The following is a 24,279-nucleotide window of genomic DNA, read 5'->3' on the forward strand; positions in this document are numbered from 1 at the left end:
CTGCGCCCTGTTGTTATCTTAGGAATACCGAATTTATCGAAAAATCGACTTAAATCTGTCCAAATGGTTACCTTGCGCTCGAATGGAGCTTTTACGTCGCCAATTGCAGAAACAATCCCCTATTCGCGGATCGATTGTAGCCAGACATTATGATTGCGCGCCCCGACGAACAGGAATCACATTCACAGAGGGGAATGTTGGTTCCACCCATACTCTATTGATTTCAGGACTTCACAGCAGCCTCTTTGAGCGCATCGCTCCGATAGCTTCCGGGACTTTGGTCGTACCAACGCCTGAAGGCGTCATTGAAACTGCTCAGACTGGAGTAGCCCAAAGCAAAGGAGATCTCTGAGAGGGATTTCTCGTTTTGCTGGAGGTAGCGCAGGGCCAGCGATTTTCGCACCCCCTCCAGGATCGCAAAGAAGCTCGTCCCCTCGCTGGCAAGCTTCCGGGACAGCGTGCGCTGGCTCATATCCAGCGACTCTGCCACTTGCGCCAGGCTGGCATCTCCTTCTGACATGCCGTCCATAATCAGACGCTCAACGGTGATCGACAGATCATTGCTGTTCCTGTCCGGGCGGCGGCGCAACAGCTCCGCATGCTCCAGCAGGAGCCTCAGCAAGCCTGCATCTGCACTACGCAAGGGCTGGCGCAGATCCTGTTCGCGAAAGGTCAGACGATTCAGGCGCCCGCGGTAGGTTGGTTTGACACCAAAGGCCAGGACCGCCTGCTCTGAGGAGGATGGCGCAGTATGGGTGAACTCAACCCCTACCGGCGCAACCGCACCGGTGCAGAGGGTTTTTAAGCTACGAACCAAGAGGGTAGCGATGAACTCGCTCCAGTGACGCAGATCCAGTTTACCCTGCGATCCAAAGTCCCAGCGCAGATCCACAAGCCCGCCACTGGCGGAGGCAGAGACGACCTCAAAGACGTTGCTGAGGCGGCTTAGAGTGTACAGCGCCTCACCAGCAGTCTCCGAGGCGCTTACCGCATAGCCCACAAGTCCTGCATCACGCAGCGTGCATTGATAGGCCAAAGCGTAGCCAATCGACGTGTCGTTGCACACCCTCTCCGCCAGCCCGAAGACCAAGGAGTGTTCATAAACAGGGAGGACCTGAGCGCTCGAGCTCAGAGGTTCAGAGATTGCGAGCTTTTGGGCTAGCATGTTCTCGAAGTCATGCCCCTGACCGGTTACGTATTCGACCAGCCGGTTGATAAAGACCCCACCATTGGGGGCAAAAACATCCTTCACCACTCGCCTCCCGTACGCGCTCCGCATCTTTTGGAACGTTGGCACGGAACAGGAACGAAAAACTGTCGATGTTTCGTCGTTGTTGTTCTGTAGCCGTGCATTCCGAAGTCCTCGCAGATAGGCATACCCCATGTTTTCGCATGGGTTAACAGATTTCAAAAAATTACATAGTCAGCCGACAGGAAGTGAGGCAAAAGTTCCTGACTGTTGCCTTCATGGCAACGTTTCAACCATTAAACTTAGCAACACAACCTTGCCTTGAACGCCATCTTGGTGCGATCTCTGACAAATATGAGTGTTGCTGAGATGTTTAAAATTCGCACTATAGCATCCGCGTAATTTGCCAAACCAAAAGTATAGCGCACCTATCCTGAGTGCGCATTTCACGGGATGATTGAATTTTGCGCTTTTCCAAGGCATCAATGCCACCCGAGCTTCAGAATACGGAATAGCCGCGTCACATGTCCCAGCTTGCCGAAACCTGGTTTGCCTTTGACCAAACCCATCGTCCCGCTCGATTGTGGCGGATGCGCAATGCCTCTGCGGATGGGACGGTCCACATTGCTCACAGCCTCGACGAGGCCCGCGAGATCGCGCAGGACGCCTCACTTGTGACCCATGCTGCCTCCGACGGGTTGGCGCTGACCCTGCCAGCGGCAACCGCAGATCTGAGGCTCGCACCCAAGGACGGTGTCTTGCGCCTTGCGGCTATGGCGCAGACCAAACCGCACGCATGGCTGAGCGCTGCCTGCGTTCGCATCAAGGGCTTCCTGGAACTCAACAAGGACTGGGACGGCGTGTTATGCTTGCCGGGATTTGACACAACCTACTGGGTGCTCATCAGCGCCAATGAAGTGGTGAGCGCCCTCGGCTTTGTAACCTCACCTCTGGTGGAGGCGCTCTCTCCCGTTGCTCTGGATACCGAGATCGATCGAGATGCGCTTTTGGCCCCGCTTCAGGATGTCATGTCAAAGCCAGAGGCCCTTGCCCTGCGTCTCGCAGAGAGCCGCAGCCAATGGCAGAATACGGCGCTGAATGATGCGGGCGCGCACAGTCAGATATGGGGTGCAGCGCTTGGCGCGGAGCTTGCGGCAGCGCGGGCCTATTGGCTCGGCCAGAACATCGCGTTGATTGCGCCCTCTGCGCTGACCGCGCCCTACAAGGCAGCGCTTGCCAGCCAATATGTCCCCTTCACTGAAGCCGACGAAGCCCAGATGACCCTTAAGGGCTTCGCCTCGGCCTACGCCGCCTACACCCAATCCACCTAAGGGCGCTCAGACGCGCAGCATTGCGACATCGGGTCAGCTTGGGGCGCAGAAACGCGTGCCCGGTGCAGGGGGAGAGTTTGGTGGCCCAGCAAAACACTGCGCCTGCTGCATCCAACGCTGCGCCACCTCCGAGTTTGCTTTAACGGCAGTGTCCTTCCAGTTGCGCGTCTGCGCGACGATTTGAGCAAACTCGACCGCGGACCCGGTGACGCGATTGGCTTCCTGCGGCGCATTCCAGCTCCAGATCGCACCAGAAGGGGCGGTCAGCTCCACATAGGGCGCAGGCTCTGGGACGTCCTGTCCCCAGACCCGAAAACTCCACCCGAACGTAGCGACCCCAAGATGCGCGATATTGCGGATGCGATCGCTCTCGTGACGGGTCTCGCCAAGGAGATCAAAAATTGCCTGTCCATGTGACCAGGTTTCCATCTGTCGTGCCGTGATGGAGCTCAGGGCGCTCATTTCTGGGCCAAGCCATTTGACCCGCGCTTTGGGATCAGCCGCTTCATAGGCCTCTGCGACGCGCGCGGCGCCCTGTTGCCAGGCGTCGAACAGGGCGCGCCCTTGCAGATCCCCAAGCCAAGGAAACTGCAAATCGAGGATCTTGCCCCCCGAGGAGAACCTCTCCATGGCAGGAGCCATCATCGCGTCAAACGCGTCCGCTCCGGCCAGGGCAGCTTCGGCGGCGGCATTGAAGAAATGAAGATGACCAAGGATGTCGTCGACGGTCCAGGATTTGAACTGCGTTTTCGTGGCAAAGATGCGATCCGGCGCGGCCTCAAGGCAACGCGCCAAGATCTGGCTTTCCTCAAGAAAATCGCTGGCTTGCTGCATGTCGCCCTCCCGTTGGCACTTCTCGCGTCACAAGAGAGCCGCGCGGACCTGTCTTTGCAAGCCGCGATCTTCTGCGTGACGCAACGGATGGTGCGGGGTTGAGGCCCCGCGCTTAGGGGAGAGGGGCGGTCTGAAACAGGCGCACCTTCAAGCCGCCGTGCGCAATTGGCGCGCCAACGGGCAAGAATGGCAAGCCGGTGGCGCGCGCAAGGGCGGTATCGCTGGTGACGATCCCGACGCGCCACCCGGAAAACCGCGTTTTCAACACCTCGCCCATGGCGCCATAGACCGCAAACAGCTGTTTTTTGTTGCCAATCCTTGCCCCATAGGGGGGATTGACCATCACGAGCCCCGCCGGACCTTCTGGACGTTGCAGGTCACTGACGGCGGCATGGGTAAAGTGGCAAATCCCCTCCACGCCAGCGCGGTCGGCGTTCTGACTAGCCATCTCGATGGCACCCGTATTTCGATCCGAACCAAAATACCGACACACGGTGGGAACCGCCTCTGGCATGCTTGCCTTGAGATCAGTCCAAGCGGTCGCGTCGTGATTTGCTAGCTGCTCAAAGGCAAACGACCGGCTGCGCCCCGCAGTGAGGCCGGACGCGATTTCTGCCGCCTCGATCACAAATGTCCCCGACCCGCACATCGGGTCCACGACAGGTTCGCTCCCGTCATAGCCGCAGGCGCGCAACAGCAGCGCCGCGAGGGTTTCGCGCATCGGGGCCTTGCCAACAGCGACCTTGTGGCCGCGTTTATGCAGGCCCTCGCCAGAGGTATCGACACTGAAAATACAGGTGTTGTCGTCAATCCGAACCTTGAGCGTCACCGGCGCATCAGGGGCGATTGGCGCACCGAGTTCCTCGGTGATGGCGGTCTCGATCCGCTGTGTGGCCGCACCCGCATGATAGATCTTGGACTTCTTGTTGGTGACCACCTCAACCTTGACCGGTACGTCCTTGCGCAGAACATCCCCCCACGGGAATTTTCGCGCGCGCTTATCCAGCTGGGCAAGGTGGAAGGCGCGAAAAGAACCGATCCGCGCCAGAACACGCGTCGCACCACGCAGCACCAGATTGGCGCGTCGCACGTCCTCCCAAGTGCCTTCAAAGCTCACACCCCCAGCAACTTGGCGCGCCGCTTCAAACCCGGCCTCGCGGGCCTCTTCACACAGGACATGTTCCAGCCCCGGAGGAGCCACGAGAAAGATTTCAAAGGAGGTGTCAGCCATCATGCGCCACCTCTTAGCTGGAATCACTGGCCGGGGGTATCCCTAATGAGACATCGTCAAAACGCGCGCCCACAGTGACGCACAGGCGCGTGCCTCCCCCGCAAACTGTGCAACAGAACGCGAGGTAAGGCACCATGAAGACGCAATATAGATATTTATTATCAATGCACTATACGATTACTAAATAATTAGTTTGACATCACGGCTGGCTCGGTGAAATCCTTTAGGCCAGTCAGATGGGCAAAACATCTGACCTTGCAGACTTTAGGGAGGAAAAGATGCGGAAGTATCTTTTGACCGCAGTTGCAGCCGGGGCTGTAATTGCGGCAACGGGTTCGTATGCCGATGAGGCAGCGGCCCAGAAATGGATCGACGAGGAGTTTCAGCCGTCGGTTCTGAGCAAAGCAGAACAACTTGCCGAGATGCAGTGGTTCATCAACGCCGCCGAGCCTTACAAGGGCATGGAGATCAACGTACTGTCCGAGGGCATCCCCACGCACAGCTACGAATCCGAGGTGCTGACCAAGGCGTTTGAGGAAATCACCGGCATCAAGGTGAACCACCAGATCCTGGGCGAAGGCGAGGTCGTTCAGGCCGTGCAGACCCAGATGCAGACCAAGCGGAACCTCTATGACGCATACGTCAACGACTCCGACCTGATCGGCACGCACTCGCGCCTGCAGCTCGCTTACAACCTGAGCGACATGATGGAAGGCGACTTCAAGGATGTGACCAACCCCGGTCTCGACCTTGACGATTTCATGGGCACCCAGTTCACCACTGGCCCCGATGGCGACCTCTACCAGCTGCCCGACCAGCAGTTTGCGAACCTCTACTGGTTCCGCAAAGATTGGTTCGACCGCGAAGATCTGAAGGCCGCCTTCAAAGAGAAATACGGCTACGAGCTGGGTGTTCCGGTCAACTGGTCCGCCTATGAAGACATTGCCGAGTTCTTCTCTGAAGATGTGAAAGAAATCGACGGCACCACCATCTACGGCCACATGGATTACGGCAAACGCGCGCCTGACCTCGGCTGGCGGATGACCGATGCGTGGCTCTCCATGGCCGGTGCGGGCTCCAAGGGTGAGCCGAACGGTGTTCCGATCGACGAATGGGGCATCCGTATGGAAGAAGGCACCTGTAACCCGGTGGGCGCAAGCGTCACCCGCGGCGGTGCTGCAAACGGTCCGGCAGCAGTCTATGCGATCCGCAAGTGGGACGAATGGCTGCGCAAATACGCACCTCCCGGTGCCGCGTCTTATGACTTCTACCAGTCTCTGCCCGCACTCGCTCAAGGCAACGTCGCGCAGCAGATCTTCTGGTACACCGCCTTTACCGCAGACATGGTGAAGCCGAAGTCCGAAGGCAACAACACCGTCGACGACAGCGGCACCCCGCTGTGGCGCATGGCACCGAGCCCGCATGGCCCCTACTGGGAAGAAGGCCAGAAGGTTGGCTATCAGGACGTGGGCTCCTGGACCTTCCTCAACTCCACCCCGCTGGACCGCGCACAAGCCGCATGGCTCTATGCTCAGTTCGTCGTCTCCAAGACCGTCGACGTGAAGAAGTCCCACGTGGGTCTGACCTTCATTCGCGACAGCTCCGTCAACCACGAGAGCTTCACCGAGCGTGCGCCCAAACTGGGTGGTCTGGTGGAATTCTACCGTTCGCCCGACCGGACTGCATGGTCCCCGACCGGCATCAACGTGCCTGACTATCCCAAGCTGGCGCAGATCTGGTGGCAGCAGATTGGTGACGTGAACTCCGGTGCCTTCACCCCGCAAGAAGCGATGGATCGTCTGGCGCAGGAAATGGACATCACCATGGGTCGTATGCAGCGTGCAGACGAGCAGGCGAATGTCTATGGCGGCTGCGGCCCGCGTCTGAACGAAGAAAAAGACGCGGAGTGGTGGTACGCCAATGGCGGCGCCAAGCCGAAGCTGGAGAACGAAAAGCCGCAAGGCCAGACCGTCAACTATGACGAGCTGGTGGCGCGCTGGGCCGCGAACTGATCGCGCCTCACTCTCCCCGGGGATCTCTCCCCTGACGTGCCGGGCCTGATCTCACCTTGATCCGGGCCCGGCCCCACCTGCCCCGGCTGATTGGCCTGCTTTGACGCGGCCCGCCGGCCGGGGTTTTTCCTTCGACACCACGATTGCCCCGCGCGCACGCTGACTTTGGGCGCTGGGCGGGAAAGCTCCATACCACCATGGCACTCGAACTCAGATCCGTGACCAAACGCGTGGGCGGTGATCTCCATATCAAGGAGACCTCCCTGACGCTCGAGCCCGGTCACTTCAACGTCCTTCTGGGCGCCACCGGGTCGGGAAAGACCTCTCTTATCAAGATGATGGCCGGGCTTGACCCGATTGCCTCCGGCTCTGTCCTCATGGACGGGCAGGACGTGACCCGCCTCAACACACAAAAGCGCAACATCAGCCTTGTGCATCAGTTTTTCATCAACTACCCGCACATGACGGTCTACGACAATATCGCCTCGCCACTCAAAGTTGCGGGCATGGCAAAGTCGGAACTTGATGACCGCGTGCAGGAAGCGGCGAAAATTCTGCAGCTCACCCCAATGTTGCATCGCCGCCCGCACGAGCTCTCTGGCGGTCAGCAGCAGCGGACCGCGCTGGCGCGTGCGATTGCAAAGGAAAGCCGCGCTGTCTTCCTCGACGAGCCGCTGGCGAACCTCGACTATAAGCTGCGCGAGGAATTGCGCGATCAGCTGCCGGAGCTCTTTGCCGGTCGTGGCGCGGTTGTGGTCTATGCCACCTCTGAGCCCGAAGAGGCGCTCCTTCTTGGCGGCAAGACAGCACTCATGCGCGATGGCCGCGTGACCCAATTCGGCCCCACCGCAGAGATCTATCGCAATCCTGAAAACGTCGAAGCCGCACGCGTGTTCTCCGACCCGCCGATCAACACGGCGACAATCACCAAACAAGGCTTTGAGGCGCGTTTGGGGCCGGATGTGCGCTGGACCCTGGATGGCGCGGCTGCCAGCCTGAAGGACGGCACCTACACCATCGCAATCCGCCCGCATCATGTCACCCCGGTGGCATCCTCGGCAGGACTGGTAAGACTCAACGGTCGCGTGCAGGTGACAGAGCTATCCGGTTCCGAAAGCTCGGCGCATTTCGATCTTGCGGCCTCCGGGCAGGAAACCTCCTGGGTGTCCCTGAGCCACGGCGTCCACCCCTACGAGGTTGGCGAATTGCATGATTTCTATATGGACCCGCGGGCGGCATATGTCTTTGCCCCTGACGGCTCCCGCGTGGCGTGAGGCGACAACATGGCCAAGATTACACTGTCGAAACTGCGGCACAGCTACCTTTCAAATCCCAAATCCGACAGCGACTACGCGCTGAAGGAAATCGATCTTGATTGGCAGGACGGCGGCGCCTACGCGCTGCTCGGCCCGTCAGGCTGCGGCAAATCCACCCTGCTCAATATCATTTCGGGCCTTCTGGTGCCGTCTGAAGGGCAGATCCTCTTTGACGGTCAGGACGTCACCAAACTGCCCCCAGATCAGCGCAACATCGCACAGGTCTTTCAGTTCCCGGTCATCTACGACACCATGACCGTCTACGACAATCTGGCGTTTCCCCTGCGCAATCGTGGCCGGGACGAGGCCACGGTGGAACAGCGCGTCATGGCGATTGCCGAGATGCTCGAAGTCACCGAGATGCTGAACCAGAAGGCGGCGGGGCTGTCTCCTGACAACAAACAGAAGATCTCCATGGGCCGCGGCCTCGTGCGTGAGGACGTGAACGTAGTGATGTTCGACGAACCGCTCACGGTGATCGACCCGCATCTGAAGTGGAAACTCCGCTCCAAGCTCAAGGAGCTGCATCAGCGGGTCAAAGCGACCATGATCTACGTCACCCACGACCAGACAGAGGCGCTGACTTTTGCGGATCAGGTGGTCGTAATGCAGCTGGGTGAAGTGGTGCAGATCGGCACGCCGGTTGAGCTCTTCGAACGCCCTGCACATACCTTTGTGGGTCACTTCATCGGCTCTCCGGGCATGAACATCATTCCCTGCAGTTATGACGGCGCGGCGAAGGTCGAAGGTCACGACATTGTGCTGGAAGGGCCGGTGCGCGGCACCCCCAATGGTCAGACCGAAATCGGCATCCGTCCGGAGTTTGTGTCTCTCTCCGACAGCGGCCTGCCCGCGACTGTGACCAAAGTCTCGGACGTAGGGCGGCACACGGTCGTTGAATGCGACTGCCTTGGTCACAAGGTGAATGCCGTGATCGAAGAGGGCGCAGCACCTGAAAAAGGGGCGCAAACCCACCTCGCCTTCCGCCAAGACCAGACCCGCCTTTATGTGGATGGCTGGCTCGCCACTGATCCGGAGTAACAAAGATGAAAACCGAAAATCAAAAAGCCTGGTTCTTTGTGCTGCCGGTCCTGCTGCTGGTGGCTTTCAACGCGCTCATTCCGATGATGACCGTCGTCAACTACTCCGTACAGGAGACCTTTGGGGACAACGTGTTTTTCTGGCAGGGTCTGGACTGGTTCCAGCAGATCCTGCGTTCGGACCGTTTCCATGCCGCGCTGGGGCGTCAGTTCCTCTTCACCTTCCTGATCCTCATTATCGAGGTGCCGCTTGGTATCGCCATTGCGCTCTCCATGCCGCGCAAGGGGTTCTGGGTACCGGTTTGCCTCGTGCTGATGGCGCTGCCGATGCTCATTCCGTGGAACGTGGTTGGTGCAATGTGGAACATCTTCACCCTTCCTGACATCGGCCTGCTTGGCTATTTTCTGAACCATGTGCTCGGCATCAACTACGACATGACCCAAGATCCGGTCGCGGCATGGGTGACCATTGTCACCATGGACGTGTGGCACTGGACCTCACTTGTGGTGCTTCTGTCCTACGCCGGTCTCGTGTCGATCCCAGACGCCTATTATCAGGCAGCCAAGATCGACGGCGCGTCCAACTGGTCCGTGTTCCGCTACATCCAGCTGCCGAAGATGAAGACGGTTCTGACCATCGCGATCCTGTTGCGGTTCATGGACAGCTTCAACATCTACACCGAGCCCTTCGTGCTCACCGGCGGTGGTCCCGGCAACTCCACCACGCTCCTGTCGATCGACCTTGTGAAGATCGCACTTGGGCAGTTCGACCTCGGCCCCGCCGCCGCGATGTCGCTCATCTACTTTGCAATCACGCTTCTGGTCAGCTGGCTGTTCTACACGCTGATGACCAAAGACGACCAGAACTAAGGGAGGGTATGATGCAAAAACGATCCATCGTCCCCATCGTCTATATTCTCTTCCTCATGCTGCCGATCTATTGGCTCGTGGCGATGAGCTTTAAGACCACAAATGAGATCCTCTCCGGTTTCTCGCTCTTCCCGCAGACCTTTACGCTCGAAAACTACAAGGTGATCTTCACCGACCCGAGCTGGTACTGGGGCTACATAAACTCGATCCTTTACGTGTCGATCAACACGGTGATTTCCGTCGCGGTGGCGCTGCCTGCGGCCTATGCCTTCTCGCGCTATCGGTTCTTGGGCGACAAGCAGCTGTTCTTCTGGCTCTTGACCAACCGGATGGCCCCGGCCGCCGTTTTCGCCCTGCCCTTCTTTCAGCTCTATTCGGCTGTGGGGCTCTTTGACACGCATCTGGCTGTGGCACTGGCGCATTGCCTCTTTAACATTCCGCTGGCGGTCTGGATCCTCGAGGGCTTCATGGGTGGCGTGCCGAAAGAGCTGGATGAGACGGCCTATGTGGACGGCTATTCCTTCCCGCGCTTCTTCGTGTCGATCTTCTTGCCCGCCATCAAGGCTGGCGTGGGCGTGGCGGCGTTCTTCTGCTTCATGTTCTCCTGGGTGGAGCTCTTGCTGGCAAAGACCCTGACGGCCGTGGCTGCAAAGCCCATCGCGGCCACCATGACAAAGACCGCATCCTCTGCGGGCTATGAGCTGGGGCTTTTGGCAGCCGCAGGCACCTTGACCATCATTCCGGGCGCCATCGTGATCTATTTCGTCCGCAACTACATCGCGAAGGGCTTCGCGATGGGGAGAGTTTGATATGTTGAGCTGGATGGCCTGGACCTGGCCCACCGCCCTTGTCTTCATCGGGATCTTCTCTGCCATTGGCGTTCTGATCCTCTTGGAAATCCGCAACCCCGGCGGGGATGCCCGCAAAGGTGTGCTTGGCCTCACCACAACACGCGGTGACCGGCTGTTCATCAGCCTCCTTGGCACCTCCTACATCTTCCTGGCCTGGCTGGGCCTGATGGGGATGCCGCTCTGGACACCGCTAGGGCTCGCGATTGCATGGGGCATCTTCTGTTTCTGGAAGGTGTGACCGCCCGCACGGCAAAGTCAAAACCGGTCCTGAGGGCACGTCTGCCCCTCAGGACCACCCCAGCCCCAACAAAAGCCCCCTGCGCCATAACCGGACATGTCTAAGATCCAGCGCATCTCTTCTGGCGGACAATCGGCGCGCGGAAGCGCACAATTTAACACCCCTCAGATGGCGAAACACGCATCTTCTAAAAAAGTAGTTTTCGAAACCGCCAAAATCCCCTACCCTCGCCTGTGATCTCTTATGGATCACTGCGACTTCTCCCCGGTCGCGGCCCGAACAGCAAAGCTTGGAAAAATGCGCAAGAAACAGACCCACTCCCTTCTGACCGAGGTTGAACTCGAATTCATGACCGTGGTCTGGGATCTCGAAAAAGGGTCCGTGCGCGACATTCTGGCTGAACTGAACAAAGTACAAGAGCGCGCCTACACTTCTGTGGCCACGGTCCTCAAGATCATGGAGCAAAAGGGCTTTTTGACCAGCGAGCGGGTTGACCGTTCCCTTGTTTATCGCCCTGCAATCCCGAAGGCCGAGTATCAGAAAACGTCGCTCAAAAACCTGTCGAGCAAGCTCTTCAACGATGCTCCCGCGGCCCTCGTGGCGCGGTTGGTCGATGATGAGGATATCACTGATGCCATGCTTGAGGAAATGCGGGCCTTGCTGAACGAAAGGCTGGGGGACAATGAAAGCTGATGCGCTTCTGAACTCTTATATCGACCTGAACCTTCTGGTTTGTGCCGGCGCCCTGCTGTGGCTCGCCGCGCGTTGGGTTTTGCGACGAACGGCTCTGGCGACCGCCTATGGGCCGCAGCTGCGTTTGCTCAATGGGATGACTGTCCTACTGGCAGCCATGCCGTTCCTTGTTGTCGCCCTCAATGCCATCGGTATCGGTCACCCGCCCACCCTCTCGGATGTCCTCGTATCCCAATATCTGCAAGGCAATGTCGGCATGTCCGCAGTGCAGTTTGAATCGATGATTGGCCTGCGCGAAGATCTGGTCCGAGACCTTGTTTACGGCGCAACCTTTGGGAGCCGGGTTGCCACTGTCTTTGTGGTGATCGGAACAGCTGTCTCGCTCTTTTTGCTGGGCTCCGCCATTCTGCGCCTGCACCGTGCATTGGCCTCCGCCTATCGCTGGAAGCGCATTGGCCGCGTTGATCTGCTTTTGAGCGACGATACCGCAGTGGCATACTCCACCCGCGGCCTCTTTCGCCGGTATGTGGTGTTGCCGACGTCGCTGCTGAATGACCCGCAAGATCTGCGCCTGACGCTGGCGCATGAGCTTCAGCATTTTCGCCAGAGGGATGTGGAAATCGCCTTCCTGATGGAATGCCTGCGACCGCTCCTGTTCTGGAACCCCGCCTTCTATCTTTGGCGCCGCGACATGCGGGCGGTCCGCGAATATGCCTGCGATCAGGCTCTTAGCACCAAGGGCCGCTTCGACCCGCGCAGCTATTGCGAATGTTTAATCCGCGCCACCGAACGGGCGCGCAAATCCCCTGTCTTCCTCAGCCCGCGCAGCCCCTCTGTCGCCCTGCTTGAGCGTCGCGAAATCTTGCATACGCCCATGCTTGCACGCCGCATCATCGCGGTTACCGAGCAGCCGCCACGCGGCCGGCTCGGGCTTGTCTGGGGAGGTGTCTCTACAGCCATTGGCTGCGCCGTTATCGCAACTGCCTTCCTGATCCAGCGCCCAACGGACTGGAGCCACGATCGGCTGATGCTCTCAACAGTAGTCAATCTGGAGCGCATGGCGCAGCGCAGTTCGAACCAGGTCGCCGGGCCGCAGTGGACAAGCTCCATTTTGATCCCCGCAGGTCGCTAAAAGACCCCAAGCCCCACCCTATCCGGATCGAGGCTTTGCCCATCGCGTTCAGGCTGGGCAATTGTACCTGCCCCTGCCTTCAGCGTGTGGGAACGGGAACCTCGCCACGGTAGTCGTAGAATCCGCGCTGGGTTTTACGCCCCAGCCAGCCGGCCTCGACATATTTTGTCAGCAGCGGGCAAGGGCGATACTTTGTATCCGCAAGCCCGTCATGCAAGACGTTCATGATTGCAAGACAGGTATCCAAACCGATGAAATCTGCAAGCTCTAGCGGACCCATCGGGTGATTGGCGCCAAGCTTCATCGACTCGTCAATCGAACGCACGCTGCCCACGCCCTCATAAAGCGTGTATACCGCCTCGTTGATCATCGGCATCAGGATGCGGTTGACGATAAAGGCAGGGAAATCCTCGGCGCTTGCCGCTGTTTTACCCAGCTTTTCCACCACGGTTTGACAGGTCTGGAACGTCTCCTCATCCGTCGCGATGCCGCGAATGAGTTCCACGAGTTGCATGACCGGTACCGGATTCATGAAGTGGAACCCCATGAAACGCTCGGGCCGATCGGTGCGGCTCGCCAGACGCGTGATCGAAATCGACGAGGTGTTGGACGTTAGAATCGTATGGGGTTCCAGATGCGGCAGCAGATCCTCAAAGATCGCCTGCTTCACGGTTTCGCGCTCGGTGGCGGCCTCGATCACCAAATCGGTCTTGCCCACATCCGCCAGTGTCAGGCTGGTGGAAATCCGCCCCATGGCTGCGGCGACCTCGGCGTCGGCAATCTTGCCCTTGCTGGCCTGTCGGGCAAGGTTCTTCTGGATCAGGGACAGAGCGCTGTCGAGTGCTTGTTGGCTTATGTCGTTGAGAACAACATCAAATCCAGCCAGGGCCATGACGTGAGCGATACCGTTGCCCATCTGACCTGCACCAATAATTCCGACTTTTTTCACGTCCATGATGAATGGCCTTTCCTTGCGCCTGCCCAATGCCTGCGGGCGGATACTAAAGGCTTCGCGTCCGCAGAAACAAGGCCGATTGCCTCAGTTTTCAGCAAATTCACGGATTAGCAGTTTGGAAAGATTCGGACGGCAGTATGGCTCTTGGGTGAAAAAGTGGTGGAAGAAATGAGCTATGAACTCAAAAGCGCTGATGCGCTTGTGAGCGAGTTATGCAGCTATGGCGAGTCCAAGCTGCGCGTCAGGGGACCAGAGCGGGACTTTGGGACACCTTACATCAGTTTTCTCGGCGGAACCGAAGTCTTTGGTCGCTTTGTGGAGCGGCCCTTCACGCAGGGCATAGAGAGCCAGCTTGGCCTGACCTGTATCAATCTGGGATGTGTGAATGCCGGTATTGATGCCTTTCTCCATGATGAGCCCCTGATGGAGATCGCGGCAAGCGGACAAATGACCGTGTTGCAGGTCATGGGGGCACAGAACCTCACCAACAGTTTCTACAAGGTACATCCGCGGCGCAATGACAGGTTCCTGCGCGCCTATGATACGCTGGCGCATCTGTTTCCAGAGGTTGATTTTACCGACTTCAACTTCAACAAGCATCTGCTCACATCTCTCAAGGCGATCTCGGAGGATCGGTTTGAGCGGGTCTGTGCAGGCTTGCAGGAAACCTGGCTGACACGGATGGGACGCGTTGTTGACGCGCTCGACGGGCGCGTTGTTCTGCTGTGGATGCGCTATGATATGTCCACAACCGACGTTTTGGGCCCCGCCCCCTGCCTGGTGGACCGATCAATGGTGGATGTCTTGCGTCCGCGTCTCTTTGATGTGATCGAACTGGAAGTCACAACTGCAGGCCAGGCTCAGGACATTCCGGGGATGATATTCGGTCCGATGGATCTGCCCGCTGCGCGGTTGATGATCGGCCCCAAAGAGCATGACCGGATCGCCGATGTGGTGGCATCACGGCTGCTAAAGATGCTCTCGACAGCGTAACTCGAGCCCTTCGCTCAAGAAAAAAGGCCCATGCGCTGCATGGGCCTTTTCAAATCCAAAGCGGTGGGGTTTAACCCAGCTTTTCCGTCAGCTCAGGCACGGCCTGGAACAGGTCTGCGACCAGACCGTAGTCCGCCACCTGGAAGATCGGCGCTTCTTCGTCTTTGTTGATCGCGACGATGATCTTGGAGTCCTTCATCCCGGCAAGGTGCTGGATCGCACCGGAGATGCCAACTGCGATGTAGAGCTCGGGCGCTACGACTTTACCGGTCTGACCCACCTGCCAGTCGTTCGGCGCAAAGCCGGAGTCGACGGCTGCGCGGGACGCACCAACAGCCGCACCCAGCTTGTCGGCCAGGGCTTCGATGATCTTGAAGTCTTCTTCGGAGCCAACCCCACGGCCGCCGGAGACAACCACACCCGCAGATGTGAGCTCTGGACGATCGCTTTCGGCGAGCTTGTCTTCGACCCAAGAGCTGAGGCCGGGGTTCTCGGTCGCGGAGATGGTCTCCACAGACGCCGCACCGCCTTCTCCGGCTGCATCAAAGGTGGAAGTCCGGAAGGAGATCACCTTTTTTGCATCCGCAGATTTCACCACCTGAATGGCGTTGCCTGCGTAGATCGGGCGCTCGAAGGTGTCAGCGTCGACAACGGCCGTCACGTCGGAGATCACCATCACATCCAGAAGTGCCGCCACGCGGGGCAGGATGTTTTTGGCGTCGGTGGTAGCAGGCGCGACAATGTGGCTGTAGTCGCTGGCCAGCGCAGCAACCAGAGCCGCTGTGGGTTCTGCAAGACGGTGGCCGAGGCTTTCGTCTTCGGCTACCAGCACCTTGGCTACGCCATCGATTTTGGCGGCAGCTTCGCCCGCTGCAGCGGCGGACGCCCCAGCAGCCAGAACAGTAACATCGCCCAGCGACTTTGCAGCAGAAACAGCCTTTGCGGTCGCATCAAGCGCCAGTTCACCCGCGTTGACTTCGGCAAGGAGAAGAACAGCCATTACACAGCTCCCGCTTCTTTGAGTTTCGCAACCAGCTCGTCCACGGATCCCACGATGACACCTGCGGAGCGGGCTTCGGGTTCCTTGGTCTCCACCACGGTGAGACGCGGTGTGACGTCAACGCCGTAGTCAGCGGCAGTCTTCTCGTCGAGCGGCTTTTTCTTTGCCTTCATGATGTTCGGCAGCGACGCATAGCGCGGCTCGTTGAGGCGCAAGTCCACGGTCACGATGGTCGGCATCTTGACCGAGATGGTCTGCAGGCCGCCGTCGACTTCGCGGGTCACTTTGGCGCTGTCGCCATCGATGTCCACCTCAGACGCGAAGGTCGCTTGGCTCCACCCGAGGAGAGCAGAAAGCATCTGGCCGGTGGCGTTCATGTCGTTGTCGATTGCCTGCTTGCCTGCCAGCACAAGGCCGGGCTGCTCTTCTTCGACCACTTTGGCGAGGATCTTTGCAACCGCGAGCGGCTCGATGTCCTGGTGAACATCATCTGCGGCAACCACGAGGATCGCGCGGTCGGCACCCATGGCCAGAGCAGTGCGCAGGGTTTCCTGAGCTTGCTTGACGCCGATGGAGACTGCGACAACCTCATCCGCCTTGCCTGCTTCCTTGAGGCGAATGGCCTCCTCGACGGCAATCTCGTCGAAGGGGTTCATCGACATCTTGACGTTGGCGAGATCGACACCGCTGCCATCCGCTTTCACGCGAACTTTAACGTTGTAGTCAATCACGCGTTTGACAGGCACGAGTACCTTCATAGTGCGTTTCTCCTTAACAATCGGAACCCATTTCCACGGATCCCATGAGTGCTCTCGTGGTGTTGATACCGACTAGAGGGCGACGGCAACAGGGTAAAATCGTCACGTTTTGGCTCGGGGACGTCGCGTTTGCAGCAATAGTACCGATTTTTGCTACGAAATTTTCTGTCCACAAACCCCTGAGAGAGGCACAAAAACATCATCGTCCAGAGAGGGGTCCCAGATGTTTGCGGAAACATCGGCGAATCGACCTCGCAGTTGCGGCATTGCAAGTGCAGCATCACCTACTCCAACGCCGCCCTGATGTTTCAGCGGTTGGCGCCGGGCACCCACAGAACGTCCTTGGCACCGTGTTCATTTGCAACGCGCGACGCGACGAAGAACCAGTCCGACAACCGGTTGAGATAGATCAATGCGGCAGCATTGACGTCTTCCGCCCCTGCAAGCTCGGTCGTCAGCCGTTCGGCCCGGCGCGCAACGGTGCGGCAGACATGCAGATGCGCCGAGAGCGCACTGCCACCCGGCAACACAAAGCTGCGCAGCGGCGAGAGATCCTTGTTCATCGCGTCAATCTCGGCCTCCAGCCGGTCCACCTGGCTTTGTGCGATCCGCAACGGCGGATATTCGGCTGTCTCATCCAGATGCATATCCGGGCGGCACAGATCAGCGCCCAGATCAAAGAGATCGTTCTGGATGCGGGCAAGCGCTGCGTCCATCTCTGCTTCGGCCGCCAAGCGGGCGACACCCACCTGCGCATTCAACTCATCCGTTGTGCCATAGGCGGTTACACGAGCAGAGTGTTTCGCCACGCGCGCGCCATTCCCGAGCGCAGTGTCGCCCTTGTCACCCGTACGGGTATAGATCTTGTTGAGAACAACCATGTCAGTTTCCAAATCCAGCGAAATAGGCAAAGGCAAGCATGAAAACCACGGCTACGAACTGAAAGAAAAGCCGCAGCTGCATCATCTTGTTGCCGTTCTTGCGGTTGAATTCCCCGCCCACGCCAAAGCCGCCGATGCCGATTGCGAGCACCACGACCACGGCGGCCATTGCGAGGATACCCAGAATGTAAAGTGGAGAGCCCATGATCGGTGTGATCCTTTGTTGTCGTTTGCTGCCGGGAGCGTGCTAGGTCGTCGGCCAGCGCATTGGAACGTCTATCTATACCGCAACAGGATGCGGTCAATCGCGCGCGTCGACAGTATCCTGCGCAATGTCCCGGCGATATAGGTCGGGGTGGTGACATAGTAGCGCGGCTTCGGGCGTCGGGCCTCGAGAGCATGCGCAAGTTTCCGGGATACCGCGGAGGGAGGCAGTTCAAACGCATCTGGCCCGCTGGAGTGATAGAGCCGTTTCAACAACGACCCTTCGTAGCGGTCCCGGATTGGCGAGTTTTTCCAGTCGATATGCTTCTCAAAATGCGGAATCGCGTTTTCACGGATCTTGGATGTGACCGGCCCCGGCTCGATCAGGATGACCTCGATCCCGCTTCCCGTAAGCTCAAGGCGTAGCGTGTCACTCAGCCCCTCGATAGCAAATTTCGTCGCCGCATAGGCGCCGCGCCAAGGATAGGTCACCAGCCCCAGCACCGAGGAATTCTGCACGATACGCCCATGCCCCTGAGCGCGCATAACAGGAATGACCTGCCGGATAAGCTCATGCCAGCCAAAGACATTGGTCTCGAAGATCTCGCGCAGCGCCTCGGTCGGCAGATCCTCCACCGCACCCGGCAGGCCATGCGCACCGTTGTTGAACAGCGCATCTAGCCTACCGCCGGTGGCAGCCAGTACCTCAGCAAGCCCCGACTGGATGCTTTGGGCATCGATGTAATCAATCCGCGGACTTTCAAAGCCTTCGGCTCGGAGCCGGTCGCAATCACGCTGCTGCCTGCAGGAGGCAAAAACCCTCCATCCGCGCGCGCGCATGTCGTGAGCTGCCGCATGGCCAATGCCCGACGAGCAGCCGGTAATCAGCAAAGTCTTGGTCATTGTGGTTCCCCGGATCTGTCCGGGGCCGAGTTATGACTGTTTCGCGCTCAGCAGGGAAGCCGCAATCCAGCCCACCTGGCCGGTCTTCGGGTTTTCCAGCAGGGACCAGCCGGACTCGTCGTCATTGAGAACCCGCACATTGTCCCCGGCCAGAAGTTGCATCAAAACCGGATAGTTGGTGCCGGGACCAAGGCGAACGTTGGCGCGCGACGCGCGCACCTTGCGGAACTCACCGATCGGTTCCGGCTCGATTGCTTGGCGGGTGGGTTCTGGTGCCTCAGCCGTGATCGCGCCCAACCCCGCTTCGACGGAGGCGATGCGAAGCCCCGTCACCGGCAGGTTCAGGGAAATGGGCTGGGGCAAGGACGCCACCGACGCGGGATCGCGCAAGGAGATGCTCACTGCGGCAGCGCCTTCGGTGCCGGTGCGCTCGACGGCTGGCTCAACACGGCTGCCGGTCGCGGCCGTGATCAGATCTGCTCCACCATCAGCGACGACAGAGCCACTTGCTGCAGAATAAGGCGTCAGAACCGGGTTCGCGAGTTGGGTTTCTGCAGGACGGCTGACGATTCGACCACGCTCACGCGCCGTACTTGTCTGTTCCTGCGCCACATCAGTCGCGGGGCGTTCTGGTGGCGCAAAATCCGCACCACCACTCAATTCATAGAAAGCGAGCGCCAGACCAGCAAAAGAAACCAACACAAACCGCGACATCACACATCCCCCAAAACCTGACGCTACGAACCAAAAACAGCTCCGCTTGGCCCAGCCGACAAAGCGACAGACCAGCAGATCGTCCAAAACTGAAATTGGCAGCGAGAATCGCCTTGCAAGCGATCAATACAGGACAATCTTAACATAAAATGAGGGGAGAGGTGGCGGTTTCCTCCCCCATAGGCGCGGCTTGGCTTTGGATTTCCCTGTCAATTCAAGGCATGAACGCCACGCCAAGGCGCTCTTCTGTGGAAAACCAGCGTTGCCCGCTTGCCGCCTGACGAGGGGGGAAGTATCAGAATTAAATGACCGACATCGTTGATGATCCCACTTCCCCCGAGATGCCCGCAAATGGCGAATTGCGCGAACCTTTGCGCCGCGCCATTGGCGAACGATATCTGACCTATGCGCTTAGCACGATCATGCACCGGGCCTTGCCCGATGCGCGTGACGGCCTGAAGCCTGTGCACCGGCGCATCCTTTACGCCATGAGCCGATTGCGCCTGTCGTCATCGGGCGGTTTTTTGAAATCGGCCAAGATTTCTGGCGACACGATGGGGGATTTCCACCCCCATGGGGACGCGGCGATTTACGACGCCATGGCGCGTCTGGCGCAGGATTTTGCGGTGCGCTATCCGCTGGTTGATGGTCAAGGTAACTTTGGCAACATCGACGGCGACAACCCTGCGGCCTCGCGCTACACCGAGGCGCGGATGACCTTCATCGCCGAAGCGATGCTCGAAGGGCTGGGCGAGGACGCGGTAGATTTTCGCGATAATTACGATGGCCGCCTGCAAGAACCGAGTGTCCTGCCTGCGACTTTCCCGAATATTCTCGCCAATGGCGCCAGCGGTATCGCAGTGGGGATGGCCACCAATATTCCCCCGCATAACATATCCGAACTGATCGACGCCTGTGTCCACCTGATCAAAGCGCCCAATGCTGCTGATGACACGCTGCTTCAGTATGTGCCCGGACCGGATTTTCCCACCGGCGGCACCATTGTAGAGCCGAAAGAGAACATCGCGCAGGCCTATCGCACAGGGCGTGGCTCGTTCCGGTTGCGAGCCAAGCACGAGATCGAGGATCTGGGTCGGGGCCAGTGGCAGGTTGTTGTCACCGAAATCCCTTATCAGGTGCAGAAATCCAAGCTCATCGAGAAAATCGCAGAGCTGATCCAAACCAAGAAAGTGCCGATTCTCGCGGATGTGCGCGATGAAAGCGCCGAAGACATCCGCATTATCCTCGAACCCAAGTCCAAGAACGTCGACCCGGAGGTTCTGATGGGTCTGATGCATCGCAACTCCGATCTGGAGGTGCGATTCTCACTCAACATGAACGTGCTGATCGACGGCGTGACGCCCAAGGTCTGCTCGATGAAGGAGGTGCTGCGCGCCTTTCTGGATCATCGCCGCGATGTGCTTCAGCGCCGTTCGCGCCACCGGATGGCAAAGATCGACCACCGGCTTGAAGTGCTCGATGGTTTCATCATCGCGTTTTTGAACCTCGACCGGGTGATCGACATCATCCGCTATGACGAGGACCCCAAAGCCGCGCTGATGCGCGAAAACTGGGATCGCGAACACCCCCGCGCCTTTACCGAGGCCGAGTATGTCACGCCTGCCGCAGGTGACGGCGAACTCTCCGAGGTGCAAGCTGAGGCGATCCTGAACATGCGTCTGCGCAGCCTGCGCAAGCTCGAAGAGATCGAACTCACCCGCGAGCGTGACGCCCTGCGCGAAGAACGTGCGGGCCTCGTGGAACTTCTGGGCAGCGAAGAGCTGCAGTGGAAGAAGATCACCGAGCAGCTGCGCGAGACCAAGAAGCAGTTCGGCAAAAACTATGAAGGCGGCGCACGGCGGACGCAATTTGCCGAAGCGGGTGAAATCGAGGACGTGCCGCTCGAGGCCATGATCGACCGAGAACCGATCACCGTGGTCTGCTCGCAGATGGGCTGGATTCGCGCGATGACTGGCCATATCGACCTCAGTCGTGAGCTGAAGTTCAAAGACGGCGACGGGCCGCGTTTTATCTTCCACGCGGAGACCACGGACCGGCTGTTGGTCTTTGGTTCAAATGGGCGGTTTTATACGCTCTCGGCCGCGAACCTTCCCGGCGGGCGCGGCATGGGGGAACCTGTGCGCCTGATGGTCGATCTGCCCAACGAGGTCGAGATTGTCGATCTCTTCATTCACAACCCCGAGGGTCGGCTTCTGGTGGCATCGGATGCGGGCAACGGGTTTGTCTGCGCCGAGAAAGACATCGTCGCCCAGACCCGAGGCGGCAAGCAGGTGCTGAACGTCAAGGATGACGAGCGGGCCAAGATCTGTATCCCCGTCGCCGGGGATCACGTCGCGGTGGTCTCGGAGAATGGCAAGTTTCTCGTCTTTGCGATCGAAGAGATGCCCGAACTCACACGCGGCAAGGGTGTGCGCCTGCAGAAATACAACATGGCGCGCGGGCGCCAGGGCGCGCTCGAACTTGATGGTGGGCTGGCGGATGTCACCACCTTCAACTGGGACGAAGGGCTGCACTGGGAGATGGGTGGTGGCAAAATTCGTCACGAGACCGACCTCACCCAGTGGCTGGGCAAGCGCGCGGGCATCGGCAAGCGCCCCCCCTACGGCTTCCCCAAGGACTACAAATTCAAATAGCGGCAATATATTGCCGGAAAACATGTGGCCCCCGCGCAACCGCGCGAGGGTTCGCTTTTGTGCGGGTTTACCGGAAGGGAAATCCCGGTCTATCACTTGGCGACCCTGATCCCAGAGCGAGATAGAGAAATTTGATGTTGCGCACCATTGCCCTTCTGGCCCTGACCGTTTTTGTCGCCGCCTGCACACCGCCCAGCCCGGATGACGCGCTGCGTGATTTGGGTAGCTTCAAGCTCGGCCACAACATCGTGGTGGCGCCCAAGGTCCAGATGGTTCCTGGCTCTCGCCCAGTTGAAGCACAGGAATGGGTGGATCTCCTGACCAATGAGATGTCCACGCGGTTCTCGCAATATGAGGGTGATCAACTCTATCACTTTGGCCTGAGCGTGGAGGGGTATTTTGTCGCTCCCGGCGGCGTGCCACTGGTCTTGAGCCCAAAATCCGTGCTCGCCATCAAGGTCACGGTCTGGGATGACGCGGCAAACAAGAAGCTGAACGACGAGCCCAAGACCTTTACCGTGTTTGAGACCACTTCGGGCGAGAGCTTCTTGGTTGGCTCAGGGCACGCGCGCACACGCGAGGAACAAATGCTCGGACTGGCGCGCAATGCCGTCCGTGAAATCGAGACCTGGATGGAAGAACAGCACAAGGAGAACGGCTGGTTTGACGCCCAGATCGAGAACCCAGAGGAAAATGCCGCTGTCGCGGCCAGCGAATAGCATGTTTGTCAAGAACGAACCGCTTGATTTTTGCGCGCAAACCAAATAAGCCGCGCGCGCAGAGGAAACCGGGTCTGATGTGGACCCCCCAATTTTCAAAGGGCGCCTAAGGAATGGCAAAGGAAAAGTTTGAGCGTAATAAACCGCACGTCAACATCGGCACCGTTGGCCACGTTGACCACGGTAAAACCACGCTGACCGCAGCAATCACCAAATACTTCGGCGACTTCAAGGCATACGACCAGATCGATGGCGCGCCGGAAGAAAAAGCCCGTGGTATCACCATCTCCACCGCCCACGTGGAATATGAAACTGAAGGCCGTCACTACGCACACGTCGACTGCCCCGGCCACGCTGACTATGTGAAAAACATGATCACCGGTGCGGCGCAGATGGACGGCGCGATCCTGGTTGTGAACGCAGCCGACGGCCCGATGCCCCAGACCCGCGAGCACATCCTGCTGGCGCGTCAGGTTGGCGTTCCCGCGCTGGTCGTGTTCATGAACAAAGTGGACCAGGTCGACGACGAAGAGCTGCTCGAGCTCGTCGAGATGGAAATCCGCGAACTGCTGTCGTCCTACGACTTCCCCGGCGACGATATCCCGATCATCGCAGGTTCCGCTCTGGCGGCGATGGAAGGCCGTGACCCGGAAATCGGCGAAAACAAGATCAAGGAACTGATGGCGGCTGTGGATGAGTACATCCCGACCCCCGAGCGCGCTGTTGACCAGCCGTTCCTGATGCCGATCGAAGACGTGTTCTCGATCTCTGGCCGTGGTACCGTTGTGACCGGTCGTGTTGAGCGTGGCGTGATCAATGTTGGCGACAACATCGAAATCGTTGGCATCAAAGACACCACCACCACCACCTGTACCGGTGTGGAAATGTTCCGCAAACTGCTGGACCGCGGTGAAGCAGGCGACAACATCGGCGCCCTGCTGCGTGGTATCGACCGTGAAGCGGTTGAGCGTGGCCAGGTTCTGTGTAAGCCGGGCTCCGTGACCCCGCACACCAAATTCGAGGCAGAAGCTTATATTCTGACCAAAGAAGAAGGTGGCCGTCACACCCCGTTCTTTGCGAACTACCGTCCGCAGTTCTACTTCCGCACCACCGACGTGACCGGCACCGTGACCCTGCCGGAAGGCACCGAAATGGTGATGCCGGGCGACAACCTGAAGTTCGAAGTTGAACTGATCGCCCCGATCGCAATGGAAGACGGTCTGCGTTTCGCGATCCGCGAAGGCGGCCGCACCGTTGGCGCGGGCGTTGTGTCCAAGATCCTCGCGTAAGCGAAGATCCTCGCCTGATTTAAATGGCGAGTGACAATAGAGAGGGCCTCCCAATGGGAGGCCCTTTTTTGTTGCGAGGCGCTGCCTCGCGCTCCGAGGTATTTGCGAAAGAGATGAAGAGCGGTCACGTCTGGTGTGCTGAACTGCTAACTGACGTGACGATTTGCAAAGAGGCGCGCATTCTCCAAGCAGGTCAATTCCGCCTCAAGCACGCCCAAAAATGTTGTTTTTCCTCTTGCCACTGAGGGATGTCTCGCTTAGGAACGGCGCACCACAGGGGTATAGCTCAGTTGGTAGAGCGACGGTCTCCAAAACCGTAGGTCGCGGGTTCGAACCCTGCTGCCCCTGCCATTAAATCACCCACACTCTGCCGTTTCGCATTCCGTGCTTTGACGTCTATCGAGCATCCGTGTCGCCGAGCGCGAGCTGCAGCTGAGACTGAATGCGACGCCTCAACGTGTCGCACATGGCG

The 24,279-nt window shown here is 58.9% G+C and carries 23 protein-coding genes and 1 tRNA gene; 14 read left to right on the forward strand and 10 right to left on the reverse strand.

What is annotated here, in order from left to right; all coding sequences use genetic code 11:
• Positions 1 to 223: 223 nt before the first annotated feature.
• Positions 224 to 1,252: an AraC family transcriptional regulator gene (locus tag TM1040_RS16480; protein WP_044026888.1), complete on the reverse strand. Its 1,029-nt coding sequence runs from the start codon at positions 1,250 to 1,252 to the stop codon at positions 224 to 226.
• 461 nt (positions 1,253 to 1,713) lie between these two features.
• On the opposite strand from TM1040_RS16480, the gene TM1040_RS16485 reads away from it, so the two are divergent.
• Complete coding sequence (locus TM1040_RS16485) at positions 1,714 to 2,520, forward strand: 2-dehydro-3-deoxygalactonokinase (RefSeq protein WP_011539733.1); 807 nt, start codon at positions 1,714 to 1,716, stop codon at positions 2,518 to 2,520.
• A 33-nt stretch (positions 2,521 to 2,553) separates the two neighbouring features.
• Here TM1040_RS16485 and TM1040_RS16490 read toward each other — a convergent pair whose 3' ends face one another.
• Together TM1040_RS16490 and TM1040_RS16495 are read right to left on the reverse strand one after the other, a co-directional pair.
• Entirely contained in the window at positions 2,554 to 3,354 is an 801-nt protein-coding gene (locus TM1040_RS16490) for a TIGR03084 family metal-binding protein (protein WP_011539734.1), read from the reverse strand.
• A gap of 112 nt (positions 3,355 to 3,466) precedes the next feature.
• On the reverse strand, positions 3,467 to 4,588 hold the full coding sequence (locus TM1040_RS16495) for a THUMP domain-containing class I SAM-dependent RNA methyltransferase (protein ID WP_011539735.1): 1,122 nt from the start codon (positions 4,586 to 4,588) through the stop codon (positions 3,467 to 3,469).
• A gap of 275 nt (positions 4,589 to 4,863) precedes the next feature.
• Here TM1040_RS16495 and TM1040_RS16500 point away from each other — a divergent pair, with 275 nt between their 5' ends.
• The 8 genes from TM1040_RS16500 to TM1040_RS16535 all read left to right on the forward strand — a co-directional run bounded on the left by TM1040_RS16500 (position 4,864) and on the right by TM1040_RS16535 (position 12,737).
• Positions 4,864 to 6,597 (forward strand): ABC transporter substrate-binding protein, encoded by a 1,734-nt coding sequence (locus tag TM1040_RS16500; RefSeq protein ID WP_011539736.1) that lies wholly within the window; start codon positions 4,864 to 4,866, stop codon positions 6,595 to 6,597.
• A gap of 197 nt (positions 6,598 to 6,794) precedes the next feature.
• Positions 6,795 to 7,871, forward strand: a complete 1,077-nt coding sequence (locus tag TM1040_RS16505; RefSeq protein WP_011539737.1) for an ABC transporter ATP-binding protein — start codon at positions 6,795 to 6,797, stop codon at positions 7,869 to 7,871.
• Positions 7,872 to 7,880: 9 nt separating this feature from the next.
• Positions 7,881 to 8,954 (forward strand): ABC transporter ATP-binding protein, encoded by a 1,074-nt coding sequence (locus TM1040_RS16510; protein WP_011539738.1) that lies wholly within the window; start codon positions 7,881 to 7,883, stop codon positions 8,952 to 8,954.
• 5 nt (positions 8,955 to 8,959) lie between these two features.
• A complete protein-coding gene (locus TM1040_RS16515) occupies positions 8,960 to 9,823 on the forward strand; it encodes a carbohydrate ABC transporter permease (RefSeq protein WP_011539739.1) in 864 nt (287 codons plus the stop codon).
• An 11-nt stretch (positions 9,824 to 9,834) separates the two neighbouring features.
• Positions 9,835 to 10,632, forward strand: a complete 798-nt coding sequence (locus TM1040_RS16520; RefSeq protein ID WP_011539740.1) for a carbohydrate ABC transporter permease — start codon at positions 9,835 to 9,837, stop codon at positions 10,630 to 10,632.
• A 1-nt stretch (position 10,633) separates the two neighbouring features.
• Complete coding sequence (locus TM1040_RS16525) at positions 10,634 to 10,912, forward strand: DUF2160 domain-containing protein (protein WP_011539741.1); 279 nt, start codon at positions 10,634 to 10,636, stop codon at positions 10,910 to 10,912.
• 297 nt (positions 10,913 to 11,209) lie between these two features.
• A complete protein-coding gene (locus TM1040_RS16530; protein WP_044026890.1) occupies positions 11,210 to 11,605 on the forward strand; it encodes a BlaI/MecI/CopY family transcriptional regulator in 396 nt (131 codons plus the stop codon).
• Entirely contained in the window at positions 11,595 to 12,737 is a 1,143-nt protein-coding gene (locus tag TM1040_RS16535) for a M56 family metallopeptidase (RefSeq protein WP_011539743.1), read from the forward strand. Before TM1040_RS16530 ends, TM1040_RS16535 begins: the two co-directional genes overlap by 11 nt.
• A gap of 79 nt (positions 12,738 to 12,816) precedes the next feature.
• Here TM1040_RS16535 and TM1040_RS16540 read toward each other — a convergent pair whose 3' ends face one another.
• On the reverse strand, positions 12,817 to 13,692 hold the full coding sequence (locus TM1040_RS16540) for a 3-hydroxybutyryl-CoA dehydrogenase (protein ID WP_011539744.1): 876 nt from the start codon (positions 13,690 to 13,692) through the stop codon (positions 12,817 to 12,819).
• 168 nt (positions 13,693 to 13,860) lie between these two features.
• On the opposite strand from TM1040_RS16540, the gene TM1040_RS16545 reads away from it, so the two are divergent.
• Entirely contained in the window at positions 13,861 to 14,685 is an 825-nt protein-coding gene (locus TM1040_RS16545) for a DUF6473 family protein (RefSeq protein ID WP_044027261.1), read from the forward strand.
• Between the two features lie 70 nt (positions 14,686 to 14,755).
• On the opposite strand, the gene TM1040_RS16550 is transcribed toward TM1040_RS16545, so the two are convergent.
• The 6 genes from TM1040_RS16550 to TM1040_RS16575 form a co-directional block, all read right to left on the reverse strand.
• Positions 14,756 to 15,685, reverse strand: a complete 930-nt coding sequence (locus TM1040_RS16550; RefSeq protein WP_011539746.1) for an electron transfer flavoprotein subunit alpha/FixB family protein — start codon at positions 15,683 to 15,685, stop codon at positions 14,756 to 14,758.
• Complete coding sequence (locus tag TM1040_RS16555; RefSeq protein WP_011539747.1) at positions 15,685 to 16,443, reverse strand: electron transfer flavoprotein subunit beta/FixA family protein; 759 nt, start codon at positions 16,441 to 16,443, stop codon at positions 15,685 to 15,687. Before TM1040_RS16555 ends, TM1040_RS16550 begins: the two co-directional genes overlap by 1 nt.
• Before the next feature lie 308 nt (positions 16,444 to 16,751).
• On the reverse strand, positions 16,752 to 17,324 hold the full coding sequence (locus TM1040_RS16560) for a cob(I)yrinic acid a,c-diamide adenosyltransferase (RefSeq protein WP_011539748.1): 573 nt from the start codon (positions 17,322 to 17,324) through the stop codon (positions 16,752 to 16,754).
• 1 nt (position 17,325) lies between these two features.
• On the reverse strand, positions 17,326 to 17,529 hold the full coding sequence (locus tag TM1040_RS16565) for a twin transmembrane helix small protein (protein WP_011539749.1): 204 nt from the start codon (positions 17,527 to 17,529) through the stop codon (positions 17,326 to 17,328).
• Between the two features lie 71 nt (positions 17,530 to 17,600).
• On the reverse strand, positions 17,601 to 18,431 hold the full coding sequence (locus TM1040_RS16570; protein WP_011539750.1) for an SDR family NAD(P)-dependent oxidoreductase: 831 nt from the start codon (positions 18,429 to 18,431) through the stop codon (positions 17,601 to 17,603).
• 30 nt (positions 18,432 to 18,461) lie between these two features.
• Complete coding sequence (locus TM1040_RS16575; protein WP_011539751.1) at positions 18,462 to 19,145, reverse strand: SH3 domain-containing protein; 684 nt, start codon at positions 19,143 to 19,145, stop codon at positions 18,462 to 18,464.
• Positions 19,146 to 19,450: 305 nt separating this feature from the next.
• Here TM1040_RS16575 and TM1040_RS16580 point away from each other — a divergent pair, with 305 nt between their 5' ends.
• The 4 genes from TM1040_RS16580 (at position 19,451) to TM1040_RS16595 (ending at position 24,158) form a co-directional block, all read left to right on the forward strand.
• Positions 19,451 to 21,799 (forward strand): DNA topoisomerase IV subunit A, encoded by a 2,349-nt coding sequence (locus TM1040_RS16580; RefSeq protein ID WP_011539752.1) that lies wholly within the window; start codon positions 19,451 to 19,453, stop codon positions 21,797 to 21,799.
• Positions 21,800 to 21,933: 134 nt separating this feature from the next.
• A complete protein-coding gene (locus TM1040_RS16585; protein WP_011539753.1) occupies positions 21,934 to 22,518 on the forward strand; it encodes a hypothetical protein in 585 nt (194 codons plus the stop codon).
• 113 nt (positions 22,519 to 22,631) lie between these two features.
• The gene (tuf, locus tag TM1040_RS16590) at positions 22,632 to 23,807 is read left to right on the forward strand and encodes an elongation factor Tu (protein WP_011537605.1); all 1,176 of its coding nucleotides are present in this window, start codon (positions 22,632 to 22,634) and stop codon (positions 23,805 to 23,807) included.
• A gap of 275 nt (positions 23,808 to 24,082) precedes the next feature.
• Positions 24,083 to 24,158 (forward strand) — tRNA-Trp (locus tag TM1040_RS16595).
• Positions 24,159 to 24,279 lie beyond the last annotated feature (121 nt).

Source organism: Ruegeria sp. TM1040 (genome assembly GCF_000014065.1).
Taxonomy (GTDB): Bacteria; Pseudomonadota; Alphaproteobacteria; order Rhodobacterales; family Rhodobacteraceae; genus Epibacterium.

What these genes read in the sequence shown, in the direction of transcription:
- TM1040_RS16570 (WP_011539750.1), bottom strand. Translation starts at nt 18,431, where the DNA reads ATGACCAAGACTTTGCTGATTACCGGCTGCTCGTCGGGCATTGGCCAT.
- TM1040_RS16545 (WP_044027261.1), top strand. Translation starts at nt 13,861, where the DNA reads ATGAGCTATGAACTCAAAAGCGCTGATGCGCTTGTGAGCGAGTTATGC.
- tuf (WP_011537605.1), top strand. Translation starts at nt 22,632, where the DNA reads ATGGCAAAGGAAAAGTTTGAGCGTAATAAACCGCACGTCAACATCGGC.
- TM1040_RS16575 (WP_011539751.1), bottom strand. Translation starts at nt 19,145, where the DNA reads ATGTCGCGGTTTGTGTTGGTTTCTTTTGCTGGTCTGGCGCTCGCTTTC.
- TM1040_RS16540 (WP_011539744.1), bottom strand. Translation starts at nt 13,692, where the DNA reads ATGGACGTGAAAAAAGTCGGAATTATTGGTGCAGGTCAGATGGGCAAC.
- TM1040_RS16500 (WP_011539736.1), top strand. Translation starts at nt 4,864, where the DNA reads ATGCGGAAGTATCTTTTGACCGCAGTTGCAGCCGGGGCTGTAATTGCG.
- TM1040_RS16525 (WP_011539741.1), top strand. Translation starts at nt 10,634, where the DNA reads ATGTTGAGCTGGATGGCCTGGACCTGGCCCACCGCCCTTGTCTTCATC.
- TM1040_RS16530 (WP_044026890.1), top strand. Translation starts at nt 11,210, where the DNA reads ATGCGCAAGAAACAGACCCACTCCCTTCTGACCGAGGTTGAACTCGAA.
- TM1040_RS16560 (WP_011539748.1), bottom strand. Translation starts at nt 17,324, where the DNA reads ATGGTTGTTCTCAACAAGATCTATACCCGTACGGGTGACAAGGGCGAC.
- TM1040_RS16495 (WP_011539735.1), bottom strand. Translation starts at nt 4,588, where the DNA reads ATGATGGCTGACACCTCCTTTGAAATCTTTCTCGTGGCTCCTCCGGGG.
- TM1040_RS16490 (WP_011539734.1), bottom strand. Translation starts at nt 3,354, where the DNA reads ATGCAGCAAGCCAGCGATTTTCTTGAGGAAAGCCAGATCTTGGCGCGT.
- TM1040_RS16580 (WP_011539752.1), top strand. Translation starts at nt 19,451, where the DNA reads ATGACCGACATCGTTGATGATCCCACTTCCCCCGAGATGCCCGCAAAT.
- TM1040_RS16515 (WP_011539739.1), top strand. Translation starts at nt 8,960, where the DNA reads ATGAAAACCGAAAATCAAAAAGCCTGGTTCTTTGTGCTGCCGGTCCTG.
- TM1040_RS16505 (WP_011539737.1), top strand. Translation starts at nt 6,795, where the DNA reads ATGGCACTCGAACTCAGATCCGTGACCAAACGCGTGGGCGGTGATCTC.
- TM1040_RS16510 (WP_011539738.1), top strand. Translation starts at nt 7,881, where the DNA reads ATGGCCAAGATTACACTGTCGAAACTGCGGCACAGCTACCTTTCAAAT.
- TM1040_RS16555 (WP_011539747.1), bottom strand. Translation starts at nt 16,443, where the DNA reads ATGAAGGTACTCGTGCCTGTCAAACGCGTGATTGACTACAACGTTAAA.
- TM1040_RS16485 (WP_011539733.1), top strand. Translation starts at nt 1,714, where the DNA reads ATGTCCCAGCTTGCCGAAACCTGGTTTGCCTTTGACCAAACCCATCGT.
- TM1040_RS16550 (WP_011539746.1), bottom strand. Translation starts at nt 15,685, where the DNA reads ATGGCTGTTCTTCTCCTTGCCGAAGTCAACGCGGGTGAACTGGCGCTT.
- TM1040_RS16585 (WP_011539753.1), top strand. Translation starts at nt 21,934, where the DNA reads ATGTTGCGCACCATTGCCCTTCTGGCCCTGACCGTTTTTGTCGCCGCC.
- TM1040_RS16535 (WP_011539743.1), top strand. Translation starts at nt 11,595, where the DNA reads ATGAAAGCTGATGCGCTTCTGAACTCTTATATCGACCTGAACCTTCTG.
- TM1040_RS16520 (WP_011539740.1), top strand. Translation starts at nt 9,835, where the DNA reads ATGCAAAAACGATCCATCGTCCCCATCGTCTATATTCTCTTCCTCATG.
- TM1040_RS16565 (WP_011539749.1), bottom strand. Translation starts at nt 17,529, where the DNA reads ATGGGCTCTCCACTTTACATTCTGGGTATCCTCGCAATGGCCGCCGTG.